Origin of the sequence: Pseudomonas sp. MF7453 (genome assembly GCF_016405455.1) — a bacterium.
Lineage (GTDB): Bacteria > Pseudomonadota > Gammaproteobacteria > Pseudomonadales > Pseudomonadaceae > Aquipseudomonas > Aquipseudomonas paralactis.
Genome location: NZ_JAEKCN010000005.1, coordinates 303,061 through 319,292, shown reverse-complemented (window position 1 = coordinate 319,292; position 16,232 = coordinate 303,061). Strand labels below are relative to the sequence as shown.

The 16,232-nt window shown below is 60.5% G+C and carries 15 protein-coding genes; 5 read left to right on the top strand and 10 right to left on the bottom strand.

What is annotated here, in order from left to right; translation table 11 throughout:
• Window positions 1-50 precede the first annotated feature (50 nt).
• Window positions 51-971 (bottom strand): LysR substrate-binding domain-containing protein, encoded by a 921-nt coding sequence (locus JFT63_RS10850; protein ID WP_198843914.1) that lies wholly within the window; start codon window positions 969-971, stop codon window positions 51-53.
• 151 nt (window positions 972-1,122) lie between these two features.
• Here JFT63_RS10850 and JFT63_RS10845 point away from each other — a divergent pair, with 151 nt between their 5' ends.
• On the top strand, window positions 1,123-2,526 hold the full coding sequence (locus JFT63_RS10845; RefSeq protein ID WP_186561025.1) for a NorM family multidrug efflux MATE transporter: 1,404 nt from the start codon (window positions 1,123-1,125) through the stop codon (window positions 2,524-2,526).
• A gap of 125 nt (window positions 2,527-2,651) precedes the next feature.
• Here JFT63_RS10845 and JFT63_RS10840 read toward each other — a convergent pair whose 3' ends face one another.
• Window positions 2,652-4,316: a putative bifunctional diguanylate cyclase/phosphodiesterase gene (locus JFT63_RS10840; protein WP_057701986.1), complete on the bottom strand. Its 1,665-nt coding sequence runs from the start codon at window positions 4,314-4,316 to the stop codon at window positions 2,652-2,654.
• Window positions 4,317-4,582: 266 nt separating this feature from the next.
• On the opposite strand from JFT63_RS10840, the gene rep reads away from it, so the two are divergent.
• Window positions 4,583-6,592 (top strand): DNA helicase Rep, encoded by a 2,010-nt coding sequence (gene rep / locus JFT63_RS10835; RefSeq protein ID WP_005792464.1) that lies wholly within the window; start codon window positions 4,583-4,585, stop codon window positions 6,590-6,592.
• A gap of 58 nt (window positions 6,593-6,650) precedes the next feature.
• The gene (locus JFT63_RS10830; RefSeq protein WP_003195447.1) at window positions 6,651-7,223 is read left to right on the top strand and encodes a xanthine phosphoribosyltransferase; all 573 of its coding nucleotides are present in this window, start codon (window positions 6,651-6,653) and stop codon (window positions 7,221-7,223) included.
• Window positions 7,224-7,339: 116 nt separating this feature from the next.
• On the opposite strand, the gene JFT63_RS10825 is transcribed toward JFT63_RS10830, so the two are convergent.
• The 6 genes from JFT63_RS10825 to dadA all read right to left on the bottom strand — a co-directional run bounded on the left by JFT63_RS10825 (window position 7,340) and on the right by dadA (window position 13,437).
• Entirely contained in the window at window positions 7,340-9,262 is a 1,923-nt protein-coding gene (locus JFT63_RS10825) for an acetyl-CoA hydrolase/transferase family protein (RefSeq protein ID WP_198843913.1), read from the bottom strand.
• A gap of 138 nt (window positions 9,263-9,400) precedes the next feature.
• Complete coding sequence (locus tag JFT63_RS10820; RefSeq protein ID WP_057701984.1) at window positions 9,401-9,811, bottom strand: c-type cytochrome; 411 nt, start codon at window positions 9,809-9,811, stop codon at window positions 9,401-9,403.
• A gap of 181 nt (window positions 9,812-9,992) precedes the next feature.
• On the bottom strand, window positions 9,993-10,541 hold the full coding sequence (locus JFT63_RS10815; RefSeq protein ID WP_005792468.1) for a cupin domain-containing protein: 549 nt from the start codon (window positions 10,539-10,541) through the stop codon (window positions 9,993-9,995).
• Window positions 10,542-10,657: 116 nt separating this feature from the next.
• The gene (gene alr / locus JFT63_RS10810; RefSeq protein ID WP_198843912.1) at window positions 10,658-11,731 is read right to left on the bottom strand and encodes an alanine racemase; all 1,074 of its coding nucleotides are present in this window, start codon (window positions 11,729-11,731) and stop codon (window positions 10,658-10,660) included.
• A 79-nt stretch (window positions 11,732-11,810) separates the two neighbouring features.
• Window positions 11,811-12,164 (bottom strand): RidA family protein, encoded by a 354-nt coding sequence (locus JFT63_RS10805; RefSeq protein WP_005792470.1) that lies wholly within the window; start codon window positions 12,162-12,164, stop codon window positions 11,811-11,813.
• Window positions 12,136-13,437 (bottom strand): D-amino acid dehydrogenase, encoded by a 1,302-nt coding sequence (dadA, locus tag JFT63_RS10800; protein WP_057701982.1) that lies wholly within the window; start codon window positions 13,435-13,437, stop codon window positions 12,136-12,138. The genes JFT63_RS10805 and dadA overlap by 29 nt, the downstream gene beginning before the upstream one ends.
• A 156-nt stretch (window positions 13,438-13,593) precedes the next feature.
• On the opposite strand from dadA, the gene JFT63_RS10795 reads away from it, so the two are divergent.
• Window positions 13,594-14,082, top strand: coding sequence for an Lrp/AsnC ligand binding domain-containing protein (locus tag JFT63_RS10795; RefSeq protein ID WP_003176896.1), 489 nt, complete (start codon window positions 13,594-13,596; stop codon window positions 14,080-14,082).
• A 132-nt stretch (window positions 14,083-14,214) separates the two neighbouring features.
• Here JFT63_RS10795 and JFT63_RS10790 read toward each other — a convergent pair whose 3' ends face one another.
• Window positions 14,215-14,568 carry a YkgJ family cysteine cluster protein gene (locus tag JFT63_RS10790; protein WP_005792472.1) on the bottom strand — a complete coding sequence of 118 codons (354 nt, stop codon included), beginning with the start codon at window positions 14,566-14,568 and terminating at the stop codon, window positions 14,215-14,217.
• Window positions 14,569-14,683: 115 nt separating this feature from the next.
• Here JFT63_RS10790 and JFT63_RS10785 point away from each other — a divergent pair, with 115 nt between their 5' ends.
• Window positions 14,684-15,976: an NAD(P)/FAD-dependent oxidoreductase gene (locus JFT63_RS10785; protein WP_057701981.1), complete on the top strand. Its 1,293-nt coding sequence runs from the start codon at window positions 14,684-14,686 to the stop codon at window positions 15,974-15,976.
• Here JFT63_RS10785 and JFT63_RS10780 read toward each other — a convergent pair whose 3' ends face one another.
• Window positions 15,977-16,201, bottom strand: coding sequence for a DUF1127 domain-containing protein (locus JFT63_RS10780; protein ID WP_057701980.1), 225 nt, complete (start codon window positions 16,199-16,201; stop codon window positions 15,977-15,979). It abuts the gene before it with no gap.
• Between the last annotated feature and the right edge of the window lie 31 nt (window positions 16,202-16,232).

Sequence of the window (16,232 nt, the reverse complement as noted above, 5' to 3'; positions counted from 1 at the left end):
CGAATCACAGGGGTATCCCGCAAACGATTGCATGGATTGCCGGCCCCTGCTCAATCGAGACGTTCAACCTGGGGCAATTCCATCGCTTTGACTTCACCTTGAAGAAACTCCGCCAGCCGTCGCAAACGTTCTCCACCGGGACGGGTTTTCGGCCACACCAGGTAGTAGCTTTCCCCACTGGAGACCGCCGTGGGCCACGGCAGGCTCAGGCGTCCCTGGGCCACGTCTTCAGCCACCATCAGCAAATCGCCCATGGATACGCCATAGCCACGCGCCGCCGCGATCATGCCCAATTCAAGGGTATCGAACACCTGCCCGCCCTTGAGAGACACCTGGGACGACAACCCCATGCGCGCCAGCCAACTGCGCCAGTCGCGACGGTCAGGCGTGGGATGCAATAACTCGGCACTCGCCAGGCGTGCGGCGTCCCAAGGGCCATCCTCCAGCAGGTTCGGCGCGCCCACGGGGATCAGCAATTCGGGGAACAGGTAACTGGCCTCCCAATCCGCCGGAAAATGCCCGTCGCTCAACAACACCGCACAGTCGAAGGGTTCCTGGTTGAAGTCCACTTCATCCACGCTCATCCACGCACTGGTCAGTTGCACCTCATTGCCTGGCTGCAAGGCGCGGAAGCGACTCAGGCGCGCCAACAGCCAGCGCATGGTCAAGGTGGACGGCGCCTTCATGCGCAGAATGTCATCTTCAGTATTCAAGGTATGACAGGCGCGCTCCAACGCCGCGAAGCCCTCGCGCACGCCTGGCAGCAACAGGCGCGCGGCTTCAGTGAGCTGCAGGTTGCGACCGCTGCGCTGGAAAAGGCGGCAGGCGAAATGCTCTTCAAGGGTGCGGATATGTCGGCTGACCGCACTTTGGGTAATGGACAGTTCCTGCGCCGCACGGGTGAAGGAGTTGTGCCGGGAAGCGGCTTCAAATGCACGCAGGGCATACAAGGGAGGAAGACGACGAGACATTGGGAAAGCTCCGACAGCGCAATGTCGGCACCCTATCAGAATCAGTCAGGCATGAGTTTTTATCATGTGAATGATCGCATTTATCCTTTTGTGTAAAGCGCCCAAAGCGCCGAGAATCAACCGTCCCCACCTTTCTGACTATTCGAGTGTGATGATCATGCAACATCCGGCACGTACCGAACTCTGGGCCATTCTGCGGCTGTCGGGGCCGTTGATTGCCTCACAGTTGGCGCACATGCTGATGGTGCTGACCGACACCCTGATGATGGCGCGCCTGAGCCCCGAAGCCCTGGCCGGCGGCGGCCTGGGCGCGGCGAGCTATTCGTTCGTGGCGATCTTCTGCATCGGCGTAATTGCAGCGGTGGGCACCCTGGTCGCCATTCGTCATGGCGCAGGCGATATCGACGGCGCCACCCGCCTGACCCAGGCCGGGCTGTGGCTGGCGTGGTTGATGGCCCTGGCAGCGGCCCTGTTGCTATGGAACTTGAAACCGGTACTGCTGATGTTCGGCCAGACCGAAACCAACGTGCAAGCGGCGGGGCAATTCCTCACGATCCTGCCGTTCGCCCTGCCCGGCTACCTGACGTTCATGGCACTGCGCGGTTTTACCAGCGCCATCGGCAAGGCAACGCCGGTGATGGTGATCAGCCTGTGCGGCACGGTGATCAACTACCTGCTCAACCACGCATTGATCGAAGGCATGTTCGGCTTGCCGAAACTGGGCCTGATGGGCATTGGCCTGGTGACCGCCATCGTTGCCAATGGCATGGCGCTGGCCTTGATGTGGTACATCCGCAGCAACCGCGCCTACGCCGCCTACCCGTTGGGTACCGGCCTGCTGCGCCTGAATACTCACTATTTGCGCGAATTGTGGCGCCTGGGCCTGCCGATCGGCGGCACCTATGCAGTAGAGGTCGGGCTGTTTGCCTTTGCCGCGTTGTGCATGGGCACCATGGGCAGCACGCAGTTGGCCGCACATCAGATTGCCCTGCAAATTGTCTCGGTGGCGTTCATGGTGCCGGCGGGGATGTCCTACGCAGTGACCATGCGCATCGGCCAGCATTACGGTGCCGGGCAGTTGTTGCAGGCACGCATGGCGGGTCGGGTCGGCATAGGCTTTGGCGCCATGGTAATGCTGGGATTCGCCGTGGTGCTGTGGCTGTTTTCCGATCCGTTGATCGGGCTGTTCCTCGACCATGACGACCCGGCATTCCATGACGTGATTGTCCTGGCCGTCAGCCTGCTGGCCGTCGCCGCGTGGTTTGAATTGTTCGACGGCGTGCAGACTATCGCCATGGGCTGTATTCGTGGTTTGAAGGACGCCAAGACCACCTTTCTGGTGGGGCTGGGTTGCTATTGGCTGATTGGCGCACCGTCGGCCTGGTTGATGGCGTTCACCTTGGGCTGGGGCCCCACTGGCGTCTGGTGGGGACTGGCACTGGGCCTGGCGTGCGCAGCGGTGAGCCTGACATGGGCGTTTGAGGCGAAGATCAAGCGGATGATTCGGCAGGAGCCGGATGCTCCTGTCGGATTCCGAGCGGCCCTGCCTGACTAGCGAGTGCACGCGATCCATGTGGGAGCTGGCTTGCCTGCGATAGCGGTGTGCCAGGCTAATCATTATTAGCTGAACGACCGCTATCGCAGGCAAGCCAGCTCCCACATTTGAACCACTTTGAAGGCTTAGCCCAACAACACCTGCTGGCTTTGCCCAAACATCAGGTACTCCACCAGTTCCGGCAATGGCAACGGCTTGCTGATCAGGTACCCCTGGGCCTGGTCGCAACCGAACAAGCGCAACAGCTCAAGCTGCTCGGGTGTCTCCACGCCTTCGGCCACCACTTCCAGGTTGAGGTTGTGAGCCAGGTTGATCATCGCGTGCACCAACTTGCGGTTTTCTTCGCGCTCTTCCATGCCGCCGACAAAACTCTTGTCGATCTTCAACAAGGCGATCGGCAGGCTGTTGAGGTGCACGAACGACGAAAAACCGGTGCCGAAGTCATCCAGGGAGAACCGCACGCCGAGGCGGCCCAGGGCGTCCATGGTCTGTTTGACCAGGTCACTGCGGCGCATCACCGCGGTTTCGGTCAATTCGAACTCCAGCCATTGCGCTTCCACGCCACGTTCGGCAATCAGGCGACTGAGTGTGGAGAGCAATTGGCCGTCCTGAAACTGGCGAAACGACAGGTTGACGGCCATGTGCAGCGGCGGCAGGCCGCGTTCGCGCAGGTCTTGCATGTCGCGCAGGGCCCGGGAAATCACCCAGTAGCCCAATGGCACGATCAGACCACTCTGCTCGGCCAGCGGCACGAATTCGCTCGGCGGCAACAAACCGCGCTCGCCGTGGCGCCAGCGCACCAGGGCTTCAAGGCCGACGATATGGCCGTCGTCCAGGTCCAGGCGCGGCTGGTAATGCAGCTCCAGCTCATCGCGGCGCAAGGCCCGGCGCAGCTCACTTTCCAGGTCGGCCAGGCTGCGCGCGTTGCGGTTGATGCGTTCATTGAAGATGTGAAAAGTGCAGCCCTGGGTGCTTTTGGCCTGTTGCATGGCGATATGGGCGTGCCACATCAATGGGTCGGCGCCGGCGCGGGCGCGGGCATGTGCCACGCCCAGGCTGCAGCCGATCAACAGGCTTTCGCCATCGACCCAATAAGGCTCGGCCATCACTTCGGTGATGCGCTCAGCCATCCACTCGGCACGCTGGGGCGCGCGGCGGGTGTCGATCAGCAGGGCAAATTCATCGCTGCCCAGGCGCGCCAGTTGGTCCCCGGCTTCGAGCTGGCTCTTGAGCCGCGACACCACTTGCAGGATCAAACGGTCGCCGGCCTGGTGGCCAAGGGCGTCGTTGGCATGACGGAAGTTGTCCAGGTCCAGGTGGCCCAGAGCCAGGCCGCGACCCTCGTTTTCCGCCAGCCGCGCCGCCAGCAACGTCTGGAAGCCCTGGCGGTTGGCAATGCCCGTGAGCGGGTCCTGCTCGGCCAGGCGCTGCAAGGTGTTTTCCAGAACACCGCGCTCGCGCACATGGCGCAAGCAGCGGCGCAATGTTTCAGCGTTCAGCCCGTTCAGAATCAACCAGTCGCTGACCCCGAGCGGCGACACCAGCGGCTCCTCCTCCAACAGCAATACACATGGCAGGCTGCAGCGGCCAGGGCCGGGCTGCAGGCTTGGCGTGGTCAATAGCACGGCACCCTGGTCGTCATCGAACAGACGACTCACCGAGTCCCAGTTGGGCGCACTGATCAGCACAGCCCCTTCGCCCATCGGCACCAGGCACTCGCGCAACAACGCTGCCCATGCAGGCTCTTCGGCCAGCAGCAGCAAACGCAAGGGTTCGACAGGCGTAGACACGCTAACTCCCTAGACTCTGCAAAATTTCATTAGCGGTGCCATTATGACGTGCGGCCTGACAATGACAAAGGATGACAAATGATAGGTGTTATCAAATACGCAGACTGTAAATAATCGTCTCGGATATTCCTCCACATCCTGCGGCAAAGTAGCAAAACCGGCAAATTTAGATCGAGTGGTACGTCACACCGTCGTTCTATGGCGGCAGAATCTTTCCAGCCTGTTAAAATGCCCGCCCTTTTGAACAACGACCCCTAAAATTCCGTATGTCCCGACTCAATCCCCGGCAGCAAGAAGCCGTGAACTACGTCGGCGGCCCTCTATTGGTGCTCGCCGGTGCAGGCTCCGGCAAGACCAGCGTGATCACGCGCAAGATCGCGCACTTGATCCAGAACTGCGGCATCCGCGCCCAGTACATCGTCGCCATGACCTTTACCAACAAGGCGGCGCGGGAAATGAAAGAGCGGGTCGGCACCCTGCTCAAAGGCGGCGAAGGCCGCGGCCTCACCGTGTGCACCTTCCACAACCTGGGCCTGAACATCATCCGCAAGGAGCATGTGCGACTGGGCTACAAGCCCGGCTTCTCGATCTTTGACGAGACCGACGTCAAGGCCCTGATGACCGACATCATGCAGAAGGAATACGCGGGCGACGACGGCGTAGACGAAATCAAGAACATGATCGGCTCGTGGAAAAACGACCTGATCCTGCCCGCCGAAGCCCTGGAAGCCGCACGCAACCCCAAGGAGCAGACCGCCGCCATCGTCTACACCCACTATCAGCGTACGCTCAAGGCGTTTAACGCAGTGGACTTCGACGACCTGATCCTGCTGCCGGTCAAGCTGTTCCAGGAACACAAGGACATTCTGGAAAAGTGGCAAAACAAGGTGCGCTACCTGCTGGTGGACGAATATCAGGACACCAACGCCAGCCAATACCTGCTGGTGAAGTTGCTGATCGGTACGCGCAACCAGTTCACCGTGGTGGGCGACGACGACCAGTCGATTTACGCCTGGCGCGGCGCCCGCCCGGAAAACCTGATGCTGCTCAAGGAAGACTACCCGTCGCTGAAAGTGGTGATGCTGGAGCAGAACTATCGCTCCACCAGCCGCATCCTGCGTTGCGCCAACGTGCTGATCTCCAACAACCCCCACGAGTTTGAAAAACAACTGTGGAGCGAGATGGGCCATGGCGATGAGATCCGCGTGATCCGCTGCCGCAACGAAGACGCCGAAGCCGAGCGCGTGGCCGTGGAGATCCTCAGCCTGCACCTGCGTACCGACCGGCCCTACAGCGACTTTGCGATCCTGTACCGCGGCAACTACCAGGCCAAGCTGATCGAGCTGAAACTGCAGCACCACCAGGTGCCGTATCGCCTGTCGGGCGGCAACAGCTTTTTCGGACGCCAGGAAGTAAAAGACCTGATGGCCTACTTCCGGCTGATCGTGAACCCGGACGACGACAATGCCTTCCTGCGCGTGATCAACGTACCGCGCCGGGAAATCGGCTCCACCACCCTGGAAAAGCTCGGCAACTACGCCACCGAACGCAAGATTTCCATGTATGCCGCCACCGACGAAATCGGCCTGGGCGAACACCTGGATACGCGCTTCACCGATCGCCTGTCGCGCTTCAAGCGTTTCATGGACAAGGTGCGCGAGCAGTGCGCCGGCGAAGACCCGATCAGCGCCCTGCGCAGCATGGTCATGGACATCGACTATGAAAACTGGCTGCGCACCAACAGCTCCAGCGACAAGGCTGCGGATTACCGCATGGGCAACGTCTGGTTCCTGATTGAAGCGCTGAAGAACACCCTGGAAAAAGACGAAGACGGCGAAATGACCGTCGAGGACGCCATCGGCAAGCTGGTGCTGCGCGACATGCTTGAGCGCCAGCAGGAAGAGGAAGACGGTGCCGAAGGCGTGCAGATGATGACCTTGCATGCCTCCAAGGGCCTGGAGTTTCCCTACGTGTTCATCATGGGCATGGAAGAGGAAATCCTCCCGCACCGCTCCAGCATCGAAGCCGACACCATTGAGGAAGAACGGCGCCTGGCCTACGTGGGCATTACCCGCGCACGTCAGACCCTGGCCTTCACCTTCGCCGCCAAGCGTAAGCAATACGGCGAAATCATCGATTGTGCGCCCAGCCGGTTCCTCGACGAGTTGCCGCCGGATGACCTGGCCTGGGAAGGCAATGACGACACCCCCACCGAGGTGAAGGCCGTTCGCGGCAACACTGCCCTGGCGGATATACGCGCGATGCTAAAGCGCTAGAATCGACTACTTTTTAATCTACTTTCGGCGCCTGCTGCGCCATCAGAGGAAGCTTTCCGTGGAAGCACTGCACAAGAAAATTCGCGAAGAGGGCATCGTGCTTTCCGATCAGGTTCTGAAGGTCGATGCCTTTTTGAACCACCAGATCGACCCGGCGCTGATGAAACTGATCGGCGACGAATTCGCCGCGCTGTTCAAGGATTCGGGGATCACCAAGATCGTCACCATCGAAGCCTCGGGTATCGCCCCGGCGATCATGACCGGGCTGAACCTGGGCGTGCCGGTGATCTTTGCGCGCAAGCAGCAGTCGTTGACCCTGACGGAAAACCTGCTGTCGGCGACGGTGTATTCCTTCACCAAGAAAACCGAAAGCACCGTGGCGATCTCCCCACGCCACCTGACCAGCAGCGACCGCGTGTTGGTGATCGATGACTTTTTGGCCAACGGCAAGGCTTCCCAGGCGCTGATTTCGATCATCAAGCAAGCTGGCGCAACCGTGGCCGGCTTGGGCATCGTAATCGAGAAGTCGTTCCAGGGTGGGCGTGCGGAGCTGGATGCGCAGGGTTATCGGGTTGAATCGCTGGCGCGGGTGAAGTCGCTGGCCGGTGGTGTCGTGACCTTTATCGAGTAATCACTGTGTGGGAGCTGGCTTGCCTGCGATAGCGGTGTGTCAGTCGACAGAGATGTCGACTGACAGGCCCTCATCGCAGGCAAGCCAGCTCCCACATTAGGTTTTGCGTTGCGCTGTCAGTGGGCGGTGGCCTGCAGTCCGGCCAGCAGCAAGCGTTGATACAGGTCTTCCTTGATGCCCTCCGGCTTATCCAAGCGCATCCGCTGCAAATGCTCGGGAAACGCCTCCGGCTCCGGCGCGTCGAGTGCCGCCTTGCCCAACTCCAGAATTTCCGTGAGCTTGAATTTGCTCTTGAGCCAGTTCAGCGCCCGCAACAAGTCCCGCTCCTCATCCGTGAAGTCACTGCCCAGGGGGTATTCGGGAAACAAGCGACGGTGCCTGGCCTGAATCGCCTGGAGCCGCTGCGGCGTGTTGTCGGCAAAACGCGGATCCAACTGGAAATCCTTGGCCAGTTTGCCGGCCTTTTGCGCCTGCTCAATCAAGTCGTGCTGGAACCTTGAGTCAGTGATGTTCAGCAACGCTTCGATCACCTTGGCATCCGTCTGCCCGCGCAAGTCGGCAATGCCGTACTCGGTAATGACAATATCGCGCAGGTGCCGGGGAATGGTGCAGTGGCCGTATTCCCAAACGATATTGGAACTGACATCTCCCGCCGACTCACGCCAGCTGCGCAAAATCAGGATTGAACGCGCACCGTCCAGCGCGTGCCCTTGGGCAACGAAGTTGTACTGCCCACCCACACCACTGAGCACGCGACCATCTTCCAGTTGGTCGGCCACACCGGCACCGAGCAATGTCACCATGATCGCGCTGTTGATAAACCGCGCATCCAGGCGCTGCAGGCGCTTGAGCTCTTCCTGGCCATACAGCTCGTTGATATAGCTGATGCCGGTCATGTTGAATTCGAGACGCTTGGCGTGGGTCATTTCCTGCAAGCGCTGGTAGAAACTTCGTGGTCCCAGGAAGAAGCCACCGTGGATCGACACGCCATCGGGTTGCGCCGCATCGTCCAGGGTGCCTGCGTTGGCCTGCCTCTGAGTTGCAACATCCGGGTAGACCTTGCGGCGCACAATGCCCGCATCCGCCAGAACCAACAGCCCGTTGACGAACATCTCACTGCAACCGTAAAGGCCCCGAGCGAAAGGCTCGACCCCGCCTTCTCGGCTGATCAGTGGCGCCCACTGATAAACATCCAGGTCCGTCAACAGCAATCGATAGGCTTCGTTATCGGCCTGGCGCGCCAGCAAGGCGGCGGTCAGCGCATCGCCCATGGAGCCAATGCCAATCTGCAAGGTGCCGCCGTCACGCACCAGGGTGCTGGCGTGCAGGCCAATAAAATGATCCTGGAAACCCACCGGCATATTCGGCGTGGAGAACAACGTGGTGCTGTCTTTTTCATCGAGCAGGTAGTCGAATTCATCCATGCCCAGCTCGGCATCACCGGGCATGTAGGGCAACTCAGTGTGGACCTGACCCACCACCAGGATGGTTTCCCCGGCCTCGCGGCGCTTGGCGATCATCGGCAGCAGGTCGAGGGTGATATCCGGGTTGCAACTCAGGCTCAGTCGATCGGGATGCTCGGCGCTGCTGGCAACCAGTTGCGCCACCAGGTTCAGGCCGGCGGCATTGATGTCGCGAGCCGCATGGCTGTAGTTGCTGCTGACGTAGTCCTGCTGCGCCGAGGCACTATGGAGCAGGCTGCCGGGCTGCATGAAAAACTGCTGCACCTGAATATTCTTCGGCAGGCTGTCCTTGTGCAGGTCAGCGAGGAAATCCAGCTCTGGATAGTCGCCAAATACCCGCTCGATGAAGGGTTCGATGAAACGCTTTTGCAAACCATCGCCCATTGTGGGGCGGCCGAGGCTCAGAGCGGTGTAAATGGTCAGCGCCCGCTCCGGCAGTTTGGCGATACGCCGGTACAGCGCGTTGGCAAACAGATTGGGCTTGCCCAGGCCCAGCGGCATGCCCATGTGGATATGCGCCGGCAACCGCGCCAGTACGTCGTCAACTGCTTGCTCGATTGAACACAACTGCACCATCCGACTGCTCCCGAACGTTCCGTGAATTGGGGTTGGACCGAGCTTGCCGGGTCTTTGCTGCAATGAACAGCGTCGAAACATAAATCGCGAGCACAAAAAAGCCGCTCGTAAGCGGCATTTTTGACGAAGATCAGCCGATCAGAGCCCGGACATCTTCTTGATGGCGCCTTTGAGGTCGTCATCCGAGCAATCAGCGCAGGTGCCCTTAGGCGGCATGGCATTGATACCGGTGATCGCCTTGGCCAGGATGCCATCGAGACCGCCCTGGTGGTCTGCGCGCTCTTTCCATGCGGCGGTATCACCGATTTTCGGTGCTCCCAACAAGCCAGTGCTGTGGCAAGCGTTACAGTGCTTGGCGATGATCTCGTCCGGGGTTCTCGCACCGCCGCCACCTGCCGCAACGGCCACTTCCATGCCCTTGCACTCCTGACCCTGGACGCAAACCTGGCCCACAGGCTCCAGGCGCTTGGCAATGTCGTCATTGGTCGCAGCTTGAGCGCTGACAGCCCATAGGGCCAGTACGGTTGCTGGTGCAGCCAGCATTTTCATAATTAGGTTCACGCGTTCACCCTCAATGGTGGCTATTCACGCCTGCGGCCACGGTTTCGCAGGCGGCGAAAGTATAACGGTTAGCCCGGGCCGCCGAAACAACCCTATTAAATAAAGGGAGATTCAGCCGCACGGATACAGCTATGGGCGCCTCTGCAACGCTGGCAGGGCGCCTCTTTTGTTAAAAGTTCGCGGGCGTGGCTGCGCTGATTAGTCGCGCCGGCACATCGAACGGGTTGCGAAAACGATGAGGCTTGGTGCTTTCAAAGTAGTAGCTATCGCCAGCTTCGAGCACAAAAGTTTCAAGACCAACCACCAATTCCAGACGACCTTCCAACAGGATCCCGGTTTCCTCGCCCTCGTGGGTGAGCATTTCTTCGCCCGTGTCGGCGCCCGGCGGGTAAATTTCATTGAGAAAGGCGATGGCCCGGCTCGGGTGCGCCCGGCCCACCAGTTTCATGGTGACGGCACCGTCAGAGATGTCGATCAGCTCATTGGCTTTATAGACGATCTGCGTCGGTATTTCCTGGAGGATCTCCTCGGAAAAGAACTCGACCATGGACATGGGGATACCACCCAGCACCTTGCGCAGGGAGCTGATCGAGGGGCTGACGCTGTTTTTCTCGATCATCGAAATGGTGCTGTTGGTGACGCCCGCGCGCTTGGCAAGCTCGCGCTGGGAAAGACCTTTGAGTTTACGGATGGATTGCAGTCGTTCGCCGACGTCCAATGCAGGAGCCTCCTAGGATTCAGGCTTTGTTGTAATTGAGCGTTATCATGGCGACAGCGTTCAGTATTTACAACACTTGGGCCTAAATCCCGGACAGCTGCATTCGTACCCGGCCATCAAGCGCCGTGATAGAGCCTTGGCACCCGACGCAGGTTGCAAAAAATCTGGTAGGGAATGGTGTCGGCAGCAGTGGCGACGTCACTGGCGAGGATGTTCTTGCCCCACAACTCCACGGTTGAGCCCAGGCCTGCCTGGGGTACGTCGGTGAGGTCGACACACAGCATGTCCATGGACACGCGCCCCAGCAGTTGGCTGCGCTGGCCCGCCACCAGCACCGGCGTACCGGTTGGCGCGTGACGGGGGTAACCGTCGGCATAGCCCATGGCAACCACTGCGATGCGCATCGGCTTGGGCGTGACGAACCTGGCGCCATAGCCCACCGGTTCTCCGGCCGGCAGTTCGCGTACACAGATGATTTTGGACTCCAGGGTCATCACCGGCTGCAAACGTGCGGCGAAAGCCTGGTCCTCACCAAAGGGCGTTGCCCCGTAGAGCATGATGCCTGGGCGTACCCAGTCGCTGGCCACGCTTGGCCAGCCCAATACAGATGGGGAGTTGCGCAGGCTGACTTCGGCCGACAAGCCTTGGCGGGCCGCTTCGAATACCGTGACTTGTTCGTTGCTGCTGACGCAATCGAGCTCATCGGCGCGGGCAAAATGGCTCATCAATACGATCTTCGCGACTTTGCCGCTGGCCAGCAGACGCTGATAAGCCTCTTGATAATCCTTGGGGTGCAAGCCGACACGGTGCATGCCCGAGTCCAGCTTGAGCCACACGGTCAGCGGCTTGCTCAGGCTGGCCTGCTCGATGGCCTCAAGCTGCCACAACGAATGCACCACACACCACAAATCCTGTTCGATGATCAGCGGTAACTCGTCCGCCTCGAAAAAACCCTCCAGCAACAGCACCGGCCCGCGAATGCCGGCGGCACGCAGCTCCAGGGCTTCCTCGATGCACGCCACGGCAAACCCGTCGGCTTCGGCTTCCAGTGCCTGGGCCACGCGCACGGCACCATGGCCGTAGGCATCCGCCTTGATTACGGCGAGCGCCTTGGCACCCGTGACTTCACGGGCCAATTGGTAGTTGTGGCGCAGGGCTTGAAGGTCGATCAGGGCACGGGCTGGACGCATGACGGCAGGCTTCTAGGCAGCAAATTAAAGAAAAAACCGGTGCCGACCAACAACGTCGGCGCCGGGAGAGGGATCGTTGTTAAGGCAGCGCTGCCACGACGGACAGCTCCACCAGAATTTGCGGTTCGCACAACTTGGCTTCAACCGTGGCGCGGGCCGGGGCGACACCTTTGGGCAGCCATTTGTCCCACACCGCGTTCATGCCGGCGAAGTCGGCATCGATATCCTTCAGGTAGATGGTCACCGACAGCAACCTGGACTTGTCGGTACCGGCAAGGTCCAGCAAACGCTCGATATTGACCAGGGTTTCACGGGTTTGCTGTTCAATCCCGGCGCTCAGATCGTCGCCGACTTGCCCGGCCAGATACACGGTACCGCTATGAACAACGATCTGGCTCATGCGCTCATTGGTGAGCTGGCGCTGGATTGACATGTTGTGCGGACTCCTGGTGATTGCCATAACGGGAAATATCGAGGCCTGCGGCGCTGATCTGCGGCGTTTTTTTCGCCATCAGGTCAGCCAGCAAGCGGCCAGAGCCACAAGCCATGGTCCAACCAAGTGTGCCGTGGCCGGTATTCAGGAACAGGTTCTTGAATGGGGTGGCACCGACAATCGGCGTGCCGTCGGGTGTGGTCGGGCGCAGTCCAGTCCAGAAACTGGCTTGGGCCAAATCACCGCCCTGAGGATAAAGGTCGTTGACGATCATCTCCAGGGTTTCACGTCTTTGCTGCTTCAGCGACAGATCAAAACCGGCTATTTCAGCCATGCCGCCGACCCGAATGCGGTTGTCGAAACGGGTGATCGCGACTTTGTAGGTTTCATCGAGAATGGTCGAGGTCGGCGCCATTGCCGGGTTGGTGATCGGCACAGTCAGCGAATAACCCTTGAGCGGGTACACCGGCGCCTTGATCCCCAATGGCTTGAGCAACTTGGGCGAGTAACTGCCGAGGGCCAGGACATAACGGTCGGCGGTTTCCAGCTTGCCGTCGATCAGCACACCATTGATGCGGTCGCCTGCGTAGTCCAGGCGCTGGATGTCTTGTTCGAAGCGGAATTCCACGCCCAATTGTTTGCACATTTCGACCAGGCGCGTGGTGAACATCTGGCAATCGCCCGTCTGGTCGTTCGGCAGGCGCAAGGCACCAGCGAGGATATCGGTGACGCTGGCCAGGGCCGGCTCCACACGGGCAATGCCGGCGCGATCGAGCAATTCGAAGGGCACGCCGGACTCTTTCAGCACGGCGATGTCCTTGGCGGCGCCATCGAGTTGGGCCTGGGTGCGGAACAGCTGGGTAGTCCCGAGGCTGCGCCCTTCGTAGGCAATGCCGGTCTCGGCGCGCAATTCGTCAAGGCAGTCGCGGCTGTACTCGGACAGGCGCACCATGCGCTCCTTGTTCACCGCATAGCGGCTGGCTGTGCAGTTGCGCAGCATCTGCGCCATCCACAGGTACTGATCGATATCGGCGGTCGCCTTGATCGCCAGCGGCGCGTGGCGTTGCAGCAGCCACTTGATCGCCTTGAGCGGCACGCCCGGCGCGGCCCATGGCGAGGCGTAGCCAGGGGACACCTGACCGGCGTTGGCGAAACTGGTTTCCATGGCAGCGGCAGGCTGACGGTCGACCACCACAACATCGAAGCCGGCCCGCGCCAAATAGTAGGCACTGGTCACCCCAATGACACCGCTACCCAAGACCAGAACGCGCATTTTTATATCCTCATCACGGGCTTAGCCGCTGACGTGTGTTATTCGAGCAATGATGGGCGCAGTGTAAAAAACAATCACCAGTGCATTTCACTATATAAATGCCTATATTTGGCGACAATTCTTGGCAAAAACCCTTTTCACAGAGGCGTATCCCCTATGCGTACCAACACCCAGACCAAGCGGGAGCTGGACAAGATCGACCGCAATATCCTGCGCATCCTGCAAACCGACGGGCGCATCTCGTTCACGGAGTTGGGGGAAAAGGTCGGGTTGTCCACCACACCCTGTACCGAGCGGGTGCGGCGCCTGGAGCGCGAAGGGATCATCATGGGCTACAACGCACGGCTCAACCCGCAGCATTTGAAGGGCAGTTTGCTGGTGTTTGTCGAGATCAGCCTGGATTACAAGTCGGGTGACACCTTTGAGGAATTTCGCCGCGCCGTGCTGAAACTGCCTCACGTGCTGGAGTGCCACCTGGTGTCGGGGGACTTCGACTACCTGGTGAAGGCGCGTATCTCGGAGATGGCCTCGTACCGCAAGTTGCTCGGCGACATCCTGCTCAAGCTCCCCCATGTGCGCGAATCCAAGAGCTATATCGTGATGGAAGAGGTGAAAGAGAGCCTGAACCTGCCGATCCCTGACTGACCCAGTGACACAACACGGTCAAATGTGGGAGCTGGCTTGCCTGCGATAGCGTCGGTTCAGAGGCATAGGCGTTAGCTGACCCACCGCTATCGCAGGCAAGCCAGTTCCCACAGTTTTAACCGAGTACATCCGCTAGACCAACACCTGCCGGGTACTCGCCATGTACTCATGAATCTGCTTCTCCACCCGCGGATGAATCAGCTCCACCGGCCGCCTGCCATTGGGGCACGGCAAGGTCTTGGTGGTGCCGAACAGGCGACAGATCAGCGGCCGTTCGTCATACACCGTGCACCCATGGGGCCCCAGGTGCACGCAGTTCAGCTCATCCATGGCGGCCTCCTGTTCGGCGGCCGTCTTGCGCGGCAGGCGCGACATTTCCTCAGGCGAAGTGGTCACTGGCCCACAGCAGTCGTGGCAACCCGGGACACATTCAAATGACGGAATCTGCCTGCGCAGCGCGCTGACTTTCTGACTATTGCAACTCATCGAAACCCATACCGAACGGCGAATAGGCGTGGATTCTGACGCAAAACGCCGCGCGCAGACAGCTTCATCGGACCGCTGTATCCTGCGTCAAATTTTCCAAACAGGGAGCCTCCCCATGACCGCCAGCGCCCGGCACACCGCGTCCTACTACGCCGCCAGCAGCGTGCCGCACTCCGAATATCCGGCGTTGACAGGCGAGCTGCGCGCCGATGTCTGCGTGATTGGCGCAGGGTATTCCGGGCTCAACACGGCTTTGGAGCTGGCCGAGCGCGGCTTCAGCGTGGTGGTGCTGGAAGCGCGCCGAATCGGCTGGGGCGCCAGCGGGCGTAATGGCGGCCAGTTGATTCGCGGCGTGGGCCACGGGCTGGATCAGTTCACCCCTGTGATCGGCAGTGACGGCGTGCGTCAGATGAAGCTGATGGGCCTGGAGGCCGTGGAGATCGTGCGTGAACGCGTGGAGCGCTTCCAGATCCCTTGCGACCTGACCTGGGGCTATTGCGATCTGGCCAACAAACCCCGTGACTTGCTGGGCCTGGCCGAAGACGCCGAAGAACTGCGCAACCTGGGCTACCGCCACGAGGTGCGCCTGCTGCAAGCCAGCCAAATGAGCAGCGTGATCGGCTCTGGGCGCTACGTGGGCGGCATGATCGATATGGGTTCAGGTCACCTGCACCCACTGAACCTGGCACTGGGCGAGGCGGCCGCCGCGCAGCAGTTGGGCGTGAAGCTGTTCGAGCAGTCTGAAGTGACGCGCATCGATTACGGCCCCGAGGTCAAGGTGCACACCGCCCAGGGCCATGTACGTGCCACCACCCTGGTACTGTGCTGCAACGCCTACCTCAATGGGCTCAACCCGCAGCTCAGTGGCAAGGTACTACCGGCCGGCAGCTACATCATCGCCACCGAGCCATTGAGTGAAGCCCAGGCGACCCGCTTGCTGCCGCAGAATATGGCGGTGTGTGACCAGCGCGTGACGGTGGATTATTTCCGCCTGTCCGCCGATCGCCGCCTGTTGTTCGGCGGCGCCTGCCATTATTCCGGGCGCGATCCCAAGGATATCGGCGCTTATATGCGACCGAAAATGTTGCAGGTCTTCCCGCAACTGGCCGACGCGAAGATCGACTACCAATGGGGCGGCATGATCGGCATCGGCGCCAACCGCCTGCCGCAGATCGGCCGGTTGGCGGATCAACCCAATGTGTATTACGCCCAGGCTTACGCGGGCCACGGCCTGAACGCCACGCACCTTGCAGGCAAATTGCTCGGCGAAGCCATCAGCGGCCAGCAACAAGGGCGTTTCGACCTGTTTGCCCAGGTGCCGCACATCACCTTCCCCGGCGGCAAACACCTGCGTTCACCGCTGCTGGCGCTGGGGATGCTTTGGCACCGTCTCAAAGAACTGGTGTGATCAACTGCGCCAGAACGGCTTCAAGCCTTCCTGGCGCGCCTGTTCAGCGGTCAAGCCCACGTCGAGCAGCTGCTCGCGGGTCAGCGTAAGCAACGCCTTGCGCGTGTGACGACGTTGCCAGAACAGGCTCCAGCGGCTGCCGACAGGCGCAGCCGTCGCCCGCTCCTGCCCTGCTTCCAGCTCTTGACTGTGTAACGCCAGCCGCACATCGCTCATGCCGTTCATTTTGCTGCCCCTCGTTGGCTTTTTGCCTTGA

What these genes read in the sequence shown, in the direction of transcription:
- JFT63_RS10850 (WP_198843914.1), bottom strand. Translation starts at nt 971, where the DNA reads ATGTCTCGTCGTCTTCCTCCCTTGTATGCCCTGCGTGCATTTGAAGCC.
- JFT63_RS10845 (WP_186561025.1), top strand. Translation starts at nt 1,123, where the DNA reads ATGATCATGCAACATCCGGCACGTACCGAACTCTGGGCCATTCTGCGG.
- rep (WP_005792464.1), top strand. Translation starts at nt 4,583, where the DNA reads ATGTCCCGACTCAATCCCCGGCAGCAAGAAGCCGTGAACTACGTCGGC.
- JFT63_RS10825 (WP_198843913.1), bottom strand. Translation starts at nt 9,262, where the DNA reads ATGGTGCAGTTGTGTTCAATCGAGCAAGCAGTTGACGACGTACTGGCG.
- JFT63_RS10820 (WP_057701984.1), bottom strand. Translation starts at nt 9,811, where the DNA reads ATGAAAATGCTGGCTGCACCAGCAACCGTACTGGCCCTATGGGCTGTC.
- alr (WP_198843912.1), bottom strand. Translation starts at nt 11,731, where the DNA reads ATGCGTCCAGCCCGTGCCCTGATCGACCTTCAAGCCCTGCGCCACAAC.
- JFT63_RS10805 (WP_005792470.1), bottom strand. Translation starts at nt 12,164, where the DNA reads ATGTCAATCCAGCGCCAGCTCACCAATGAGCGCATGAGCCAGATCGTT.
- dadA (WP_057701982.1), bottom strand. Translation starts at nt 13,437, where the DNA reads ATGCGCGTTCTGGTCTTGGGTAGCGGTGTCATTGGGGTGACCAGTGCC.
- JFT63_RS10795 (WP_003176896.1), top strand. Translation starts at nt 13,594, where the DNA reads ATGCGTACCAACACCCAGACCAAGCGGGAGCTGGACAAGATCGACCGC.
- JFT63_RS10790 (WP_005792472.1), bottom strand. Translation starts at nt 14,568, where the DNA reads ATGAGTTGCAATAGTCAGAAAGTCAGCGCGCTGCGCAGGCAGATTCCG.
- JFT63_RS10785 (WP_057701981.1), top strand. Translation starts at nt 14,684, where the DNA reads ATGACCGCCAGCGCCCGGCACACCGCGTCCTACTACGCCGCCAGCAGC.
- JFT63_RS10780 (WP_057701980.1), bottom strand. Translation starts at nt 16,201, where the DNA reads ATGAACGGCATGAGCGATGTGCGGCTGGCGTTACACAGTCAAGAGCTG.